Annotated in this window: 14 protein-coding genes; 6 read left to right on the top strand and 8 right to left on the bottom strand. The window is 56.1% G+C overall.

Going from position 1 to position 17,451, the window contains the following annotated elements; all coding sequences use genetic code 11:
* Positions 1 to 48 precede the first annotated feature (48 nt).
* Together HPY30_09700 and HPY30_09695 are read right to left on the bottom strand one after the other, a co-directional pair.
* Complete coding sequence (locus HPY30_09700; GenBank protein QYZ66241.1) at positions 49 to 1,044, bottom strand: zinc-dependent alcohol dehydrogenase family protein; 996 nt, start codon at positions 1,042 to 1,044, stop codon at positions 49 to 51.
* Positions 1,041 to 1,241 carry a hypothetical protein gene (locus HPY30_09695; GenBank protein QYZ64511.1) on the bottom strand — a complete coding sequence of 67 codons (201 nt, stop codon included), beginning with the start codon at positions 1,239 to 1,241 and terminating at the stop codon, positions 1,041 to 1,043. The genes HPY30_09700 and HPY30_09695 overlap by 4 nt, the downstream gene beginning before the upstream one ends.
* A 140-nt stretch (positions 1,242 to 1,381) precedes the next feature.
* On the opposite strand from HPY30_09695, the gene HPY30_09690 reads away from it, so the two are divergent.
* Together HPY30_09690 and HPY30_09685 are read left to right on the top strand one after the other, a co-directional pair.
* On the top strand, positions 1,382 to 1,993 hold the full coding sequence (locus HPY30_09690; GenBank protein ID QYZ66240.1) for a uracil-DNA glycosylase family protein: 612 nt from the start codon (positions 1,382 to 1,384) through the stop codon (positions 1,991 to 1,993).
* Between the two features lie 72 nt (positions 1,994 to 2,065).
* Positions 2,066 to 2,527: an OsmC family protein gene (locus HPY30_09685; GenBank protein ID QYZ66239.1), complete on the top strand. Its 462-nt coding sequence runs from the start codon at positions 2,066 to 2,068 to the stop codon at positions 2,525 to 2,527.
* 57 nt (positions 2,528 to 2,584) lie between these two features.
* Here HPY30_09685 and HPY30_09680 read toward each other — a convergent pair whose 3' ends face one another.
* The 3 genes from HPY30_09680 to HPY30_09670 are packed head-to-tail and all read right to left on the bottom strand — an operon-like array spanning position 2,585 to position 5,227.
* On the bottom strand, positions 2,585 to 3,532 hold the full coding sequence (locus HPY30_09680) for an acetoin utilization protein AcuC (protein QYZ66238.1): 948 nt from the start codon (positions 3,530 to 3,532) through the stop codon (positions 2,585 to 2,587).
* Positions 3,532 to 4,164, bottom strand: a complete 633-nt coding sequence (gene msrA, locus HPY30_09675) for a peptide-methionine (S)-S-oxide reductase MsrA (GenBank protein ID QYZ66237.1) — start codon at positions 4,162 to 4,164, stop codon at positions 3,532 to 3,534. Before msrA ends, HPY30_09680 begins: the two co-directional genes overlap by 1 nt.
* Positions 4,165 to 4,204: 40 nt before the next feature.
* On the bottom strand, positions 4,205 to 5,227 hold the full coding sequence (locus HPY30_09670; protein QYZ67984.1) for a response regulator: 1,023 nt from the start codon (positions 5,225 to 5,227) through the stop codon (positions 4,205 to 4,207).
* Between the two features lie 111 nt (positions 5,228 to 5,338).
* On the opposite strand from HPY30_09670, the gene metH reads away from it, so the two are divergent.
* From metH to HPY30_09655, 3 genes are all read left to right on the top strand, one after another.
* Positions 5,339 to 9,043, top strand: a complete 3,705-nt coding sequence (gene metH, locus HPY30_09665) for a methionine synthase (protein ID QYZ66236.1) — start codon at positions 5,339 to 5,341, stop codon at positions 9,041 to 9,043.
* A gap of 472 nt (positions 9,044 to 9,515) precedes the next feature.
* The gene (locus HPY30_09660) at positions 9,516 to 10,655 is read left to right on the top strand and encodes a hypothetical protein (protein ID QYZ66235.1); all 1,140 of its coding nucleotides are present in this window, start codon (positions 9,516 to 9,518) and stop codon (positions 10,653 to 10,655) included.
* An 88-nt stretch (positions 10,656 to 10,743) separates the two neighbouring features.
* Positions 10,744 to 11,403, top strand: a complete 660-nt coding sequence (locus tag HPY30_09655; protein ID QYZ66234.1) for a c-type cytochrome — start codon at positions 10,744 to 10,746, stop codon at positions 11,401 to 11,403.
* A gap of 71 nt (positions 11,404 to 11,474) precedes the next feature.
* Here the strand turns inward: HPY30_09655 and HPY30_09650 are convergent, their stop codons facing one another.
* The gene (locus HPY30_09650; protein QYZ66233.1) at positions 11,475 to 12,026 is read right to left on the bottom strand and encodes a PEGA domain-containing protein; all 552 of its coding nucleotides are present in this window, start codon (positions 12,024 to 12,026) and stop codon (positions 11,475 to 11,477) included.
* A gap of 306 nt (positions 12,027 to 12,332) precedes the next feature.
* Between HPY30_09650 and nosD the strand changes: the two genes are divergently transcribed.
* Positions 12,333 to 13,547 (top strand): nitrous oxide reductase family maturation protein NosD, encoded by a 1,215-nt coding sequence (nosD, locus tag HPY30_09645; GenBank protein ID QYZ66232.1) that lies wholly within the window; start codon positions 12,333 to 12,335, stop codon positions 13,545 to 13,547.
* 56 nt (positions 13,548 to 13,603) lie between these two features.
* On the opposite strand, the gene HPY30_09640 is transcribed toward nosD, so the two are convergent.
* Positions 13,604 to 14,548 (bottom strand): DUF333 domain-containing protein, encoded by a 945-nt coding sequence (locus HPY30_09640; protein QYZ66231.1) that lies wholly within the window; start codon positions 14,546 to 14,548, stop codon positions 13,604 to 13,606.
* Positions 14,549 to 14,578: 30 nt separating this feature from the next.
* Positions 14,579 to 17,299 carry a hypothetical protein gene (locus tag HPY30_09635; protein ID QYZ66230.1) on the bottom strand — a complete coding sequence of 907 codons (2,721 nt, stop codon included), beginning with the start codon at positions 17,297 to 17,299 and terminating at the stop codon, positions 14,579 to 14,581.
* Positions 17,300 to 17,451 lie beyond the last annotated feature (152 nt).

Here is a 17,451-nt window from a genome sequence, read left to right as displayed (position 1 = left end):
TTGTAGGAGCGGCGCTCCTACAAAGAGTAAGGCAAAACCCAGTCGCCATCATGGCAGCAACACCAATTTACCCAGCAGGTGTCCGGCTTCGACCTGGCGATGCGCTTCTACCGCCTTCGACAGGGGCATGCGTTTCGCCACTTCGATGTGCAGACTGCCTGCGTCCACTAGCTCACCACAACGCTCCAGTATCTCTCCATGATGGGCGCGGGCCTCGGGCAGGTCACGCAACATCGGCGTCAGCATCAACGTAAAACCGATCCGCAGGTTGCGATTGCGAGCCTCCTTCCACTCCACATCCTGCCCCGGATCAAGCAGGGTCACCAGATCACCGTAGTGAGCCACCGCCGGTATAGAACCGCGAAAGATCGCTGGACCAACGGTGTCCAGCACCACGTCGGCACCCCGCCCACCGGTCAGATCATTTACTGCCTCGACGAAATCCACCTCTGGATAGAGAATGACCTCATCCGCGCCAATGGATTTAACGAACTCCGCTTTCTGGGTTGTACTCACCGTGGTCAATACCCGCGCCCCGGCCTGTTTTGCCAGCTGAATCGCCACGTGGCCCACACCACCCGCACCGGCGTGGATCAATACCGTCTGCCCGGCAGTGACGCGGGCGCGATCGAACAGCGCCTCCCAGGCAGTTATCAGCACCAGCGGCCCTGCTGCTGCTGTGGCGAAGTCGATGGAAGCGGGCTTTTTACGTGCCACGGAGGAATCAACCAGCACAAACTCCGCATAGTTTCCCTGCACGCCACCCAGACCACCACTGCAAAACCAGACCTCATCACCCGTCCTGAACTCACCGGCCTCAGCGCCTGTCTCCACCACCACACCAGCACCATCACAGCCCAATACCGCCGGTAGTCCAGCAGGCAGAAAAACACCCCGACCACGCAGCTTGGTATCGATGGGATTCACCCCCGCCGCCTCGATGCGCACCTTGAGCTGAGTCTCTGTCATCCGTTCAGGTTCCGGCAGATCCTGCAAAGAAAGCACCTCCGGCGCACCGGGTTCGTTCATCACAACCGCTTTCATGACGCCTTTTTCTCCAAGGGGGCCAACAGCGCGTAGAATATCCAGGCAAACCAGGAGACAAACAGCACCGCAAGCAGCCAGAACAACTTCTCTATACCAGAGGTTTTGTCAGAGCGCAGGATCAGCACAATAGGCAAAAACCAGACAAACAGGGCGATCAGCATGGCGCCGACTCCCATTCCCAAAATCATCTGCATCAATTCAGTTCCAATGTTCCACAGGTCGGGTTACGTCGCACTCAAAGTGTGGTGTCAAATTCAAGATGTTGTACTGTCGTGCGACTAACCCGACCCACATTCTCAATACGAAGGTACATTTTCTGTTAGTTTAACGCCTCATGACCACCCTTCAAGCCATCAAACAGCACCAATCGAACCTGCGAGCCTGTCGGCTCTGTCCCGATATGATTGGGCCAGTAGTCACCTGCCAGCCGGTCGTCTCTCCAATCATGCTGATAGGCCAGGCACCGGGCGACAGGGAAGGCCCCGCAGGAAAACCCTTTGCCTGGACCGCCGGAAAGACCTTGTTCAAATGGTTCGACGGCATTGGATTGGGTGAAACGCAGTTTCGCAGCCGGGTCTATATGGCTGCAGTCTGCCGCTGCTTTCCCGGGAAAAACCCGAAAGGCGGTGACCGGGTGCCAAGCAAGATTGAGATAGCGAACTGCAGCCGCTGGATCGAGGCGGAGATCGGACTGCTCAAACCCCGGCTGCTGATCCCCGTCGGCAAACTGGCCATGGCTCGTTTCATGAAGGTAAACAAACTGGTCGATATCGTGGGCAAAACCCATCAGATCGAAATCAATGGGCTAACCACGGACGTGATTCCCCTGCCCCACCCCTCCGGCCTCAGCACCTGGTTCCGCACCGAACCCGGCAAGACCCTGCTGCAGCAGGCCATGTCACAAATTGAGGCCCATCAAGCCTGGCAGTCGATTCTCGAGGAATAATTGAAACGGCTTATGCTACCGGCCATCTTTGGGTATCGTGTAACCTTTCAATGATCTAACTGGGAGATCGTTATGTCAGAAGTCGGCCGTTTTACTATCCACCTGGAGCAGGAAGAGGGTTACGCCTTCAAGGTCAAATTCGATCTCAAAAAAGCTGAGGACATTCTGCTGGATGAACCTCCACCACTGGGCGAACGAAACGGCCCCAACGCATCCCGCCTGCTGGCTGCGGCTACTGCCAACTGCCTCAGCGCCAGCCTGATGTTCTGCCTGGTAAAAGATGACGCTCCGGCACACAGCATCAAGGCCGAGGCTACCTGCACCATGGTGCGCAATGAGAAGAAACGCCTGCGGGTGGGCGGCATCGAGGTCAAAATCACCATCGACGACGAACTGGCAGAATCCGCAAAACTGAAACGCTGTACGGATCTGTTTGAGGATTTCTGCATCGTCACCGCCAGTATTCGTGAGGGCATCCCAGTGGGCGTCCAGGTAGTGGACAAGGAGGGTCAGCTTCTGCACCAGGCGGAGTAGGGAGTCGCTGTGAGTCAACGCAGGCCGGATCAAGCACAGCGGATCCGGCGCATCCCCCTATTCAGCCTCGATAAACGCCTCGACCACTGCGCACCAGGCGACGGCCAGATTTTGCAGATTGTAGCCACCGCCTCCCACCGCCAACAGCCTGCCGTCACAATGACGCTGTGCCAACAGACGAAGACGTGATGCGGCATGGCGATGAGCATCGCCTGAATAGTGCAGATCGGTAATGGGGTCGCCCGCCAGGCTGTCGGCACCGCACTGAAAAAGGATGAACTCGGGCTGCGCGCAATCTATGAATGACTCGGCAACCTCCCACGCCTTGAAAAACACCGTGTCATCCGCCTTCGGCGGCATCGGGATATTGAGCTTGGTCCCCTTCGCCACACCGCGTCCCGTCTCGGTCACCGAACCGGTACCGGGATAGAGATAGCGGCCATCTTCATGCAGGTCGACGAAGATGAGATCCGGGTCATCCTCGAACGCATAGAAGACCCCGTCTCCATGGTGGGCATCGATGTCCACGTAGGCCACGCGCCTTATCCCATGAACCCGGCGCAGGGTCTCGATGGCGACGCCGCAATCGTTGAAGACACAGAAACCGGCAGCACTGTCACGGCGTGCGTGATGCAGACCGGCAATGGGCACAAACGCCCGGCGGCAATTACCGGCAACGATGTCGTCCACCGCCTTGAGCACCGTGCCCACGACCCGGGCAGAGGCCTCCATCACGCCGGGAAAGGCCGGAGTATCACCTGCATCCAGCAGGCCCTGGCCATCCATCGAGGCCCGCTCCACCCGGTCGATATATTCGCTCGTATGAAATCTGGCAATCGCCTCCCGGTCAGCGAGGCGCGGCGCTTCCACATCGCAGCGCACCTCGAGCCCCCGCCGCATGAACTCGTCGAAAAAGGCATCGTGACGCGAGGGACCAAATGGGTGATCGGCACCGAAGTTGTACTCCCCCAGTTGCCCTCCTGCATAGATGGCAGTGTCTGACATTACGGAAAGCAGACGCCCGTTCCACCCAGACCACAGTAACCCCGCAGGTTTTTGGCCAGGTACTGCTGGTGGTAATCCTCGGCAAAATAGAACTCGGGGGCAGGTTGGATCTCGGTGGTGATCTCCGCACCCCCAGCGGCGGTCAGCGCAGCCTGGAACAGCGCCCGAGATTTTTCCGCCTCGGCCAACTGGGTATTGCTGTAGGTATAGATGCCGGAGCGATACTGCGTCCCTGCATCATTACCCTGTCGCATACCTTGGGTCGGGTCGTGAGACTCCCAGAAATGTTTCAATAGTGTCTCGTAACTCACCAGGTCCGGATCGAAAACCACCCGCACCACCTCATTGTGGCCGGTTTTGCCGGTGCAGACCTCGTCATAGGTCGGGTTCGGCGTGAACCCCGCTGCATAACCCACAGCGGTGGAGTAGACCCCCGGCAGCTCCCAGAAACGCCGCTCCGCTCCCCAGAAACACCCCAAACCGAACAGGGCAAATTCCATCCCATCCGGAAATGGGCCTGCCAGTGAATTGCCGTTAACAAAATGCTCCGACAACACGGGCATAGGCGTATCTCTGCCGGGCAAGGCCTCCGACGGCATCGGCATCTCTCTCTTTCTGCCCAATCCGAACATGGGTTCTCCCGAGGTCGATCTATTGAGGCTGAATGTCGATTTAATTATAGAAGACCAAACCAGCAGCCACCGCCAGCAACAACACCGTTATCCCCAGATAGAGTAGGGTTCGTTGCCCCCGCTTGCCGGCCTTGCTCTGTGCGCTGTCGGCCTCATCACTGAAACGCCGATCGATAAGTACTTCAGCAGTTTCGATCGCCGTATGGTGCGCCACTTCCTGTGAGATCCGGGTGGCCGTTTCTGTTGCCAACGCCTCCATGGAGCCCTCCGTAACCATACGGATATGTTCGATCATGTCGTTCTTTTCCGGCACCTGCCCCAAGACCTCGCTGCGGAACGCTTCAAGCTGTTGAGTTATCTGCCCGGAGACCTGCTGCCACTGTTCACGAAAATGGGTCTCTATCACCTCGGCCACAATGGAGTCGTTAACCTGTCTGACGATGCCTTCCAGCTCCCCGCTGACCTGCGTGGCGATCTCTTCACGCAGCTTGTCGACATCGATCTCCAGCGGCTGTTCTGCCAGCCGCTTCTCCACAGCAGCCTCCGCCAGCGTTCCTATGACCTCCCCGGCCGCCTGCATCGCTGCCTCCCTGGCAATCGTCCGCACCTCTTCCGCTGTAATGACAAATGCCGGAGCTGCCGGCTTGGCTCCCGCTCCAGTGGACGCCGCTGCCGGAACAGCCTCGCCTTCGACACCATCGATGAGTTTGATTATCTCCTTGAGACGCTGTGACGTCGGCGGCTTGGTAAGAATCCCCATCGCACCGTAGGATTGCGCCGCAGCAGCGTAGTCGGCCCCCTCGTTGGCGGTGCACATGAAGACCGGAACCTTAGCTAGCCGCTGATCTTTTTTGATGGCGGCTATTGTCTCCAAGCCATCCATGCCATCCATCTGATAATCGACAAATATGGCATCCGGCACCGTATCCTTGAGCAGTTCGAGGGCCTGTTCACCCGACTCGGCCATCGCCACCTCATCAAAGCCGTGCCGGCTCAGCAAACGACTGAGCACGATGCGCGCAGATTTGGAATCATCAACCAGAAAGGCTTGTCTCGCCACAATTCATTCTCCGTGTGGATAAGGAAGCGCCGTGATGCACAAATAATGGGATTCGCCTACATCAACGCAACGCCTTATAATTGTCGGTTCCGTACCAAATTCTGAGTTCCCTGAATGGCCGATCCGCACAGACAAAATAGTACCCCGGAAATCGAATCGATTCTACGCCAGCGCATCCTTATTCTGGATGGCGCCATGGGCACCATGATTCAACGCCACAAGCTCGACGAGGCCAACTACAGAGGTGAGCGTTTTGCCGACTGGCCGAGCGACCTGAAGGGAAACAACGACCTGCTGGTTCTGACCCAACCAGAGGTGATCCAGGGCATCCATGAAGAGTACATGGAAGCGGGGGCCGATATACTCGAGACCAATACTTTCGGCGCCAACCGGATCTCCATGGCCGATTACGGCATGGAGGCCCTGGCCTACGAGATGAACGTGGCTGCCGCCCGTCTGGCCCGCGCTGCGGCTGAAAAGCATACCACCGAAAACAAACCCCGCTTTGTCTCCGGGGTACTTGGCCCCACCAACCGCACTGCCTCCCTGTCACCGGACGTCAACGATCCCGGCGCGCGCAACATCACATTCGATCAGCTGGTGGAGGCCTATGCCGAGGCGGCACGAGGCCTGATCGAGGGCGGCGTCGACCTGCTGCTGATCGAGACCATCTTCGACACCCTCAACGCCAAGGCGGCTATTGTCGCCTGCGAGCAGGTCTTCGATGAGGACAGGATACGGCTGCCGATCATGATCTCCGGCACCATCACCGACGCTTCCGGCCGTACCCTATCCGGCCAGACCACCGAAGCCTTCTACAACAGCCTGCGCCACGCCAGACCGATCTCCATCGGCCTCAACTGCGCCCTCGGCCCCGAACTGATGCGCCAGTACGTGGAGGAGATGTCTCGCATCTCCGAGACATTCGTCTCCGCCCATCCCAATGCGGGCCTGCCCAACGAGTTCGGCGAATACGATCTCGACGCGGCCCACATGGCGGAGTATCTCAGCGAGTGGGCCGACGCCGGTTTTCTCAATATCATCGGCGGCTGCTGCGGCACGTCACCGTTGCACATCCGCGCAATTGCCAACGCGGTGGCCGACAAGGCCCCGCGACAACGGCCGGAGCTCCAACCCGAGTGCCGCCTATCCGGCCTGGAGCCGCTCAACATCGGCCCCGATTCACTGTTCGTCAACGTGGGCGAAAGGGCCAATGTCACCGGCTCCGCCAAGTTCAAGCGCCTGATCCTCAACGAAGAGTATGAAGAGGCGCTGGACATCTGTCGCGCCCAGGTGGAGAACGGTGCCCAAGTGGTGGACGTCAACATGGATGAGGCGATGCTCGACGGTATTGCCGCGATGCAGCGTTTTCTCAATCTCTGCGCCAGCGAGCCTGACATTTCTAAAGTGCCAGTGATGATCGACTCCTCCAAGTGGGAGATCATCGAGGCAGGGCTGAAGTGTGTGCAGGGCAAGTCCATCGTCAACTCCATCTCCATGAAAGAGGGGGTGGAAAAGTTTATACAACAGGCAAGACTCTGCCGCCGTTACGGCGCGGCGATTATCCTGATGGCTTTCGACGAGACGGGTCAGGCCGACACCCAGGCGCGAAAGGTGGAGATCTGCACCCGCGCCTATCAGATTCTGACCGAAGAGGTGGACTTTCCCGCAGAAGACATCATCTTCGACCCCAACATCTTCGCCGTCGCCACCGGCATCGATGAGCACAACAACTACGGCGTCGACTTCATAGAAGCAACCCGTGAGATAAAAGCGGCCTGCCCTCATGCGCTGATCTCCGGCGGAGTCTCCAACGTCTCCTTCTCCTTTCGTGGCAACAATCCGGTGCGCGAGGCGATCCACGCAGTCTTCCTCTACCACGCCATCCAGGCCGGCATGGACATGGGCATAGTCAACGCCGCCCAGCTGGCGGTCTATGATGATCTGCCTGCCGAGTTGCGCAACGCGGTGGCAGACGTAATTCTCAACAAAGATCCAGAGGCCGGTGACCGACTGGTGGAGATCGCTCCCAACTACGCGGGCGACGCAGTGGGTGGCAACAAGGAGGAAGACCTGGAGTGGCGTTCCTGGTCTGTCAGCAAGCGGCTTGAGCACGCGCTGGTGAAAGGCATTACCGAGTACATCGACGAGGACACCGAAGAGGCGCGCCAGGCAGTCGATAAGTCCCTGGAGGTGATCGAAGGCCCCCTGATGGACGGCATGAACGTGGTCGGCGATCTGTTCGGCGCAGGCAAGATGTTCCTGCCCCAGGTGGTGAAATCGGCCCGCGTGATGAAGAAATCGGTAGCCTACCTGGAGCCTTTCCTCGAAGCGGAAAAGGCTGAGTGCGGCATCCAGGCCCAGGGCAAGATCCTCATGGCCACGGTGAAGGGCGACGTACACGACATCGGCAAGAACATCGTCGGCGTGGTGTTGCAGTGCAACAACTACGAGGTGATCGACATCGGCGTGATGGTGCCCGCAGACACCATCCTCAAGGAGGCTCGGGAGCAGAACGTCGACATCATCGGTCTATCGGGACTGATCACTCCGTCCCTTGATGAGATGGTCCACGTCGCCAAAGAGATGAAACGACTCGGCATGGCACAACCCCTGCTGATCGGCGGCGCCACCACCTCCATCGCCCACACCGCAGTGAAGATCGAACCGGCCTGCGACCACCCGGTGGTCTACGTTCCAGACGCCAGTCGCGCCGTCGGCGTCGCCAGCAACCTGCTGTCGAATGAGCAGCGGGACGACTATTTGGCCAAAATCCGCGCCGAATACGAAGCCGTTCGCCAGCGCCGGGCCAATAAGAACGAGGCGCGCAACCTGATCCCTATCGAACAGGCCCGCGCCAATGCGACCCCAATCGACTGGTCTGCTTTTGAGCCGGTCGCACCCGCCAAATACGGTATTACAACCCTCAGCGACATCGACCTGAAGCAACTGATTCCCTACATCGACTGGACCTTCTTCTTCCACGCTTGGCAGATGAAGGGGCGCTATCCTCAGATCCTGGAGGATGCGGTCAAAGGAGAAGAGGCGCGCAAGCTGTTTTCCGACGCAGAGGCGATGCTGGCAAAGGTCGTCGAAGAGAAATGGCTGCAAGCCAACGCAGTTGTGGGGATCTTCCCCGCCAACGCCGTGGGCGATGACATAGAGATCTATTCTAACGACTCCCGTGATCAAACGATCACTAGGCTGCACAACCTTCGTAAACAGGGAAAACAGCCCGCCGGCAAGTACAATGAGTCACTGGCAGATTTTGTCGCACCCAAAGAGAGCAGCAAACTCGATGCCATCGGCGGTTTTGCCTGCACGGCCGGCATCGGCATCGACGAAAAAGTAGCCGAATTCGATGCCGATCACGACGACTACTCATCCCTGTTGCTGAAAGCACTGGCTGATCGCCTGGCCGAAGCACTGGCCGAGTGGCTGCACGAAAAGGTACGCAGGGAGTTCTGGGGTTATTCATCAGATGAGCAACTCAGCAACGCGGAGCGCATTGCAGAGAAGTACACCGGCATCCGCCCTGCAATGGGTTATCCGGCAAGCCCGGACCACTCCGAGAAGGATCTTCTCTGGACACTGTTGGATGCGGAGAAAAACACCGGCATCTGGCTCACAGAATCCAAGGCGATGGTGCCAACAGCCGCAGTCAGTGGTCTCTATTTCGCCCACCCGGAGACCCGTTACTTTGCCGTCGGCAAACTCAACAAGGACCAGGTGGCGGACTATGCCAAACGTAAAGGTATGGATCTGAACGAAGCAGAAAAGTGGCTGGCTCCCAATCTGGCCTATGAGCCGGAAGTGTAAAAAGAGGCCTTGGGGCCGCATTTCATTGCTGCGAGGCTCTGGTAGGCCAGGGTAGGCAATCTCTCTATATTTTCAGCATTGAGCCCTATCTCTGCCCCTATCTCAATTTTTTCCATTTCATGGAAAAATCTATTTTTTCTAATTTCTTATAACGTTACACATATCCTGGCATTCCAAATAAACACATTAATAAAATAAGGGTAGGGTTTTTTCCTCCCGATGGTAGTAGTTCTGCCCAAGGTCAAATCTCATAGATTTTATAAGGTTGGTTGTAGATTGCTGGCTTAAAGGAAAACTTAAGCCAGCAATCACAATATAACTAAATAAATTATGATTCTGGGGAGGAAACATGACCATAGGCATAAGCAAAATGCTTCAACGCATTTCCCTAACGAGCTTGGTACTATTAAGCGGCGTTTTCACGATACAAAAAGAAGCTTCGGCTGTTCCGGCCTTTGCACGACAAACGAGCATGCCCTGTACCGCATGCCACTTCCAACATTTTCCCGCACTCAATACGTTTGGCCGGGCTTTCCGCGCCGGCGGTTACACGATGACTGGCGGCCAAGGGCTGATTGAGGGTGACGATCTCTCCATGCCTGCAACACTCAATGCCTCAGTCATCGCAAAACTCCGTTATGTCAAAACCAACGGAAACTCAGATCAGGGAACAGACCGGGGTGAAATTCAGTGGCCTGATGAAGCCGCGCTGCTTATCGGCGGACGACTGGCAGAAAAAGCAGGATTTCTCATGGAGCTTGGCCTTGTCAGCGGCGTTGAAAATGAAACTGCCAACGCTTTCCTATCGACAAAGGTTCACTTCAATGTTGCGCAAGTAGGCAACACACAACTCAGCGCCATCCCCTTTTCCACCGACGGACTTGGCTCTGGTTATGGCTTTGAGCTTCTCAATACCGGCGCTCAACGCTCCCAGCGACCCATCGAAGATCGCAAGGGATTCAGTGCTGCCCAGGCACTTGGGCTTGCAAGCGGGGCCGCCACCGGTCTCGCTTTGGTGGCTTCCAGTAATAACTACTTTCTCAACTACTCGCCTTGGGTTCCTGGATGGGGTGGTACCGATATGGAGGTCGCACCATCCGGACTCGCCCACTACTTCAGGGCTGCCTATACGCCCTTTATCGGTAGCTGGGACACCGGTTTTGGCATTCAATATTGGACCGGCGATGCAGAAGTGGCAGATGGCCCTGTCGACAAGATCATAGCTACAGATGGTTGGGTCATCGACGGGCAGGCACAGGGCAATGTGGGCGGCATGCCGTTGGGAATCTATGCAAGTTACGGCGAGTGCTCGCATGATGCTGACCATTTTGTCGGTAATTGCAGCAATGCCAATGACGCAGATTCCTTTGCTATCCTGGGACAGCTCGGGGTGATACCCAACAAGGTTGACATCTATGCCGCCTACCGCATGCTGGACGATGGAGCGGCAACCGATTCGGAATTCAACTCGGTTACGCTCGGTGCAAACTACATGTTCGCTCAGAATGTCCGACTTGAATTCTACTACGTGACTGAAGACGGTTCCGGCGTGGATGCACGAGCCGATGGCCACGACAACAAGTTTACTCTGCAACTGTTTGCGGGTTTCTGAGGGTCAACCTCATTTGTTCAGGACAACTATCAATTGTTCGACCAGCCACCACACGTGCTAGTCGCAAATAATGTTGCAGGAGTTTGAGATGATTAAACGACATACCGCTATACTGGCATCGGCACTACTTGCCGGCGCGCTTTTCACTTCACCCGTTTTTTCCGCATCATCCAAGGCGTATGAAGGAAATAAACTGTTCAACACGACCTGTTTTCTTTGCCACGGAAAAAGCGGCAAAGGGGATGGACCACTGGCAGGAAAACTGGACACGCATGTCACGGATCTCACCAACGGCGGCCACGCCTCCCAGATGACGGATAGGGAGTTATTCCGAATTATTCAGGGAACCATGTCCCACGGAACAGTCAACAAGAGCATGCCAAGATGGGGTTTGGCAATATCCGAACCGCAGATACACTCCCTGGTTGCCTACATTCGATTTCTTCACCGGTCAAAACACCCGCTTGTCGGGGATCCGGAGCTTGGGAAGAAAGTATATGAAAAAAATTGCGCAACCTGCCATGGGAGCGGCGGCAAAGGGGATGGCGCTTTGACCAATGTCATTACAATGTCACCCGCAGACCACACTGATGGGGTTACAATGAACCAAATCAGTAACGAACAGATGCGCAAAAACATCACCATTGGAAGCACTGGAAAAGGTTTGATGCCTGGCTGGGAAGGCTTGTTATCTGATGCAGAGATTGACGGGCTCATCAGTTACATCAGGCTGCTATCCAACCATTAACATCCAACTCTAAGACACATTGGCACGTCCCGTTTACCAAGCCGGTAAGCGGGACGTTTTTTCTATTGTTCTCACAGTTCATTCAGAATGCGATTACGGATTGTTTGATACTCTTTCTCGGAAACAAGCCCTTCCTCATACAGGTCGTTCAAGCGGATAAGACGCTCTTTACTTGTCTTTGGCACAACCTGCTCTACAGCTTGCGCGGCCTGAGGCTGGGACGTCTTGACTGCCTCTGGCGGGACTTCCTTTTCCACTGAGGTTGCAACCGGCGCTGCAGCAGCGGCAGAAACAGCGCCTTTTGACTCGCCACACTTTAACCTGGCATCAACCCCACGACTGAGAACCCGCCCGCTAACGCGCTGGGAGAGTGGCTCGCATCCATCCATGTCCAATTGAATGGTTCCGTAGAGCTCTATCTTTTCCGGATCGTAGACCACCGGAAACACATCCTGCTGCTTCACATCAACCGGTGTATTCCCCATCGATTTACCCATGACATAAACCGCTGCCCCTGAAGGCTCGGAACGAACCGGTATCGTGTCAGCATTCGAAATAATCAGTGAACTACCACACCCCTGCAACAGCAGTGCCGAGAAAAGAATTGAATATTTTTTGAACATATCACTGACTCCTCGCCGTTATTCTTGTGTCCTGCATGGAATAGTCAGGGCAGGCTATCAAGCCATCACTCGCCCTCACAACCGATTTGTACCAGCTCCCGGTGGAAAAATCGACGATTGCCTCCCACCTCGCGTGATATAGATCATACCAACATCGTGTATCTTTGGGGACGATATATGGGAACCCCTTGAACCCGTTTTTTCGAACTTAACGGGGAGAATGAGAACTCTCTACCTGGCTGAGATGACGTAATCACTTTTTTTCAAAACAACTTTAGAACGCATCCACCCTGGAAGTGGTTTTCCATGACAAGAACTCTCCGGCTCACTCTCTTGTTACTGCTCGGCACCCTGCTCACCAGCCCCGCCTATTGCCTGCCATCCCTGCAGCTTTTTATCGACCTGACACCTCTCGGCACCACCCTGCGACCGCCCGCAGGCACCTATAGCGGCCCCATCGTCATTTCACGCCAGATTACCCTCGACGGTCAGGGAGAGGTCACCATCGATGGAGGCGGCAAGGGCACAGTCCTCACCGTAAAGGCCGATAACACGGTTATCCGAGGCCTGCATCTCACCAACTCAGGGGAGTCCCACAATGCCCTCGATGCGGGCCTGCAATTAAAAGCAGATAATGTGGTATTCGAAAATAATGCCCTCGACAATGTACTGTTCGGCATCAACATCCACCAGGGAAACGATAACACCATTCGAGGCAACCGAATCTCCTCCAAAGCTGTCGTGTCCAGCCTGCGCGGCGAAGGGATAAGGTTATGGTACAGCCGCAACAACCATATTGAAGAGAACGAGATTATCGGCGTGCGAGACCTTCTTCTGACCAACTCTGCTGAAAACCAAATCATCGGCAACAGACTGCAAAATAACCGCATCAGCATGGAGTTCATCTTCTCACCAAAGAATGAGATACGGGACAACCATATCAGCAACAACGACACCGGCATCGTCGCCATCTATTCTGATGAACTGGATATCCGCAACAACCGCATCGAACACATACGCAACACCGGCAGCTCAGCGATTGCCATCAAGGAGAGTTCCCAAGTCACCATAGCCAACAATGAGATCGTGCACAATGCCGTGGGACTCACGGCAAACTCACCGGTTCACCCGGAAAACATCCTCTATCTGCTCGGCAACCACTTCACCTACAACAACATCGCCATCTATTTCTATGGCGAAAAGGGGGGACACATCATTCACGATAACCACTTCGACAGTAACCTGACATCCGTTGCTGTAAGCGCCCCTATCAGCGCACGTTATAACGACTGGCGCAACAATCATTGGGATAACTATGAAGGCTTCGACCTGGACGGGAACAACATTGGAGACCTGCCGCACAATATCTATCTCTACGCCGACCGTATCTGGATGGACCGGCCAACGACGCAATTTTTCCGCAGTACACCCACTATGGAGTTCATCGATTTCATAGAACGCCTCGCTCCTTTTTCCCCACCCGCACTCATCCTCATAGATCCTGCACCAAGAACCCGCTGATATATTCGAGGGGCGATCAGGCCCTGTTGGCCTGGACCAACAACATCACTTCTCCACTATCTCCTGCGCCTTATGCTTCTATCTGCCGGCGTGACTGACACTTCATTGGATCTTTGACCCTCGACACCATTGCACACGCCATTTACAGCGTAGTAGTAAGTCGTACCGATACTGGCACCATTATCAAGATACATGCTGTAGTCAGATATATGGCCGGCTGCGGCCAATGTGAAAGGACCACCTGCCGCAAGGCTACGATAGATGTTGTAGGCATTTGCATCCACGTTGGACCATGTGAGGTAGACGTTTGTTGATTTGGCACGTGCTGCCAGGTCCGTGACCACAGGGCAGGAGCAGGCATTGCCGACACCGTCACCATTGGTATCAGCTTGGTTCGGATTGGGTGTGGTCGGGCAGTTGTCCACCAGATCAAGTACACCGTCGCTGTCCGAGTCGGCGCAATCCGGATCGGGCAGTCCTTCTTCCCGGCAATCCGGGTCGCAGATGCCGTCCGCCAGGCCGTCGCAGAAATCATCGACATCACCCGATGCACAGTCCGCCGGGCAGGTCGAATGGTTCTCGGAGGTGCCGCAGTTCCCGTCTCCGCAGATCGTCTCGTCAAAGCTCAACCCCATGAGCTGCGTGACCTCGACCTCCTCACCGCTGGGCAGTACGCAGGACGAACAGTCACCGCAAAACGTCGAATGCCTGCGCACCTTGGCCTCATAGTCCTTCTGGGCACAGTAGCTCCATTCCAGGCCGACCTCGCCAATGAGAAAATCCCAGCCATTGACAACATCCCCATCGGGCAGTTTACACATGCCGACCTCACCCTGCCGGGTGTTTACGACGAGATACTCGTAGCCGAGCGCCCGGCAATAGACAGCGGAGGGATTCAGCATCGCCCAGGCCGAAGCGAACGGCCACAGGACACCAATGGCGACCGACAGTCCCAGGAACGGAACTAACAGGTTTCGAATGTGTTTGCAGATAGTCATCATCTTCTCTCCCTTGGGTACTGGCAGTCGGCCCTACTGCCAGTCCGCGGGTGGCGCTACACTGTCGATGGACCTTGCGTTCTCCATCAGCTCTTCACTGAAGGCCTGGCCCTCAAAGGGGATATAGACGAACCCCTCCTCCTGGTAATAATCGAGGGTATTCAGAAAAGGAGTGGCGTTGATGCCGTGGCTGTTCTTGATGATCCAGCATCCCTCGGACATATCCGGATCAACGGTGCTGAAGTCGTATCGGCAGGAGTCTTCCCAGCCGATCAGGATTACGGCGTGTCCCCAGGATCTGCTTTGTGTCGGCAGCGGACCTTGGCAAAGAAGGGCAAGCTTGACGTCATTGATACTGTTCTTGACGTGATCGTGATCTGGTATATACCAGCGTCGGCTGGCTCGATCATCGATACCCGTATCCTGACAGGTCGTGGGGCAAACCCGTGGGTTGGCGCAGATAACCTCATTGGGCGGGAGTATCCACCAGCAATTGTTGGCGCATGCACCACCACCCAGCAAGCAGCTCTGGGACTGATAGGGGATGCAAGCCTCATCGACGATGCCCGAATCCTCGATGTGATTGAGCGCTTTTGTGACTCGACCGCCAAAACAGTCGCCATCATCGTATCCGCAGGGTGAGACCAGTTCCTGCTCGGACAGGTCCGGCCGCAGGTCTATCCACCACGGCGGCCATGACCAGTTGAATGCATCATTGGGATCTGACGGTGTGGTGTGATCCTTCATGTACCGGCACTCGATGGCGCCTGCAGCGGTGAAGGCCCAGCAGGAGCCGCAGTCCTCCTGATCCTTGATGGGGGTCACCCAGTCCTTGCCCTTCCAGTTCCGCCAGTCGAAACTGGCGGGCAGATCGTCTCCCTCGACGGTACAGAGATCGCAGGGCAGGCCGCAGGGACCACCGCAATCGATGCCGGCCTCGCCTTGGTTCTGCACGCCGTCACTGCATGAACTTGCGATACACTCCCCTTCGAAGCAGCTGCCGGTGCAAACCACCTCTACGCGTTTGGCCTGGCAGCCGGGCAGATCCGGGTCGGGCACCACTTCAGACAGCCGTTCCCGATCGATGCAGAAGTCAGCCTCTTCGCCCAGGTGGCCGAATGTCTCCGGACTATTACCGTCGTCGCTGTCGAGACAGAGGCACCTGCCGTTTAAACAACCGCCAGTAACACAGGGAATCCTGCTGAATTGTGCACCATCTGCATCGTACTGTTCGCCGCAGCTGACCTCCGTAAGGATATCCCCGGAGCACTGGTCGGCGAGGCCGTTGAGCTCACCTGCCACATAAGGATTATTGCCACCGTCGGTGTCGGGGCAGACACAGCTCCCGTTTACGCAGAACGGGAAGTCGTCAGGACAGCGAGCGGTTACGGTATCCATTCCGTTGGGGCCGCAGACCCGTTCGAGCACCGTCCTGTCATCCATGCATTGATCCTGCGTGGTCTGCTCGATGTAGCTTCTGTTTGGAACACAACGGATCTCTCCGCCAACAAACGTGCAATGGGTGTTGAACTCGTATGCTTCGCTTGCCTCTGTCATGACATAGCCGGCCTGAAAGGGATCCTCACCGTCGGAGTTAAGGCAACCACAACCGTTGCTGCTCACGCCGCCGTAGAGTTCACGCCAGTAATAGGTACCGCCCGGTGACTGGATATCATCCCGGCAGCTGGTGGCGGCTCCCGTTTGCGGATTGGAGAATCCGCAATAGATCACGCCGTCGGGAGAGGGGGCGCAGCCGGGGCAACAGTCGTCGCAGGCGTCTCCTACATGATCCCGATCGAGATCCTCCTGATCCGGGTTGGGCACGGTGAGGCAATTGTCACTGAGATCGTCCACCCCATCCTTGTCCTGGTCAAATTTTAACTGCCTCGGAAAATCCCGGTTTTTGACAAGATCGGGCCGAAGGTTGCCTGCCACGAGGTGGTCACCCTTCCCGCTGACCACCAATACACCGAAATCGGGCCTGGCCAAAATCGACTTTGTGGTGTAGTCACAGATAGGACCGAAACAGGTTTGCTTGAGGATGTCGTCCAGGTAGATCTCGATACGGGCAATCCTGCCCTCGGGTTCCTCCGCCTGGACCAGGAGGTGCATCCGGTCCCCCAGTATCGGGAATTCAGGGGTCTGGGTGACTTCGAGTTCCAGCATGGGACCATGCAGTGTGTAGGCTAGCGGAGCATGCCAGGTCTCATACCACTCTTTTCCTGAATATGTAAAACGGCCGTATACCTTGTCCAGAACGTCGTTGGCTTTGCTCATGTACCAGTTGTCGTACGGCGAGTCGTTGACGATGGAGAGCCAGTAAGGCCTGTCGGTGTTCAGAGTAAGCTGCGGTATCCTGGCCACATAGGCATAGATGCTGGAGCCGTATACGGTGTCGCCGGTTTCAGTACGCGTCACATGTCCGACCTGGAACTCCATTTCGGAATCGACGTTCTGTTTTGGTGTGCCCTCGTTATCCTGGTAGACCCGGATAGTGAAATTGTCCTGCTTCGGGGCAGTGGTGGGATTATAGTAGTGTCCCCACCAACTAACCTCGATGATGACGTTGTTGCCCTCGCTGAGCTGAAAGTCATCGGCATTCTCGTATCGAGAGCTGGCCAGCTGTTCACACAGAATGCCTGCCTGCCACCCGGGGCGGTATCCCTCACTGTCGAAAATGAGCTTTGACGCCAACAATCCCGTGGGGATAAACAACAGCCCCAGCGCGAAGATCACCTGTGCCTTGATTTTCATTAATCCGACTCCCTGGCATGATGGGATACCGTCCCACATCATCGACAGCGGACTGATTCTCCAGAGCTTGCTCCTATCGTTACAAGCCCCTGTATAAGGAGAATACCTTCGCGCCAGTCACTATTACCCGGCGTACTAGTTGTCTGTTTTGG

This window comes from Gammaproteobacteria bacterium (ex Lamellibrachia satsuma) (genome assembly GCA_019623805.1).
GTDB lineage: Bacteria > Pseudomonadota > Gammaproteobacteria > Chromatiales > Chromatiaceae > QGON01.
This window is presented reverse-complemented; position numbering and strand designations above follow the sequence as displayed.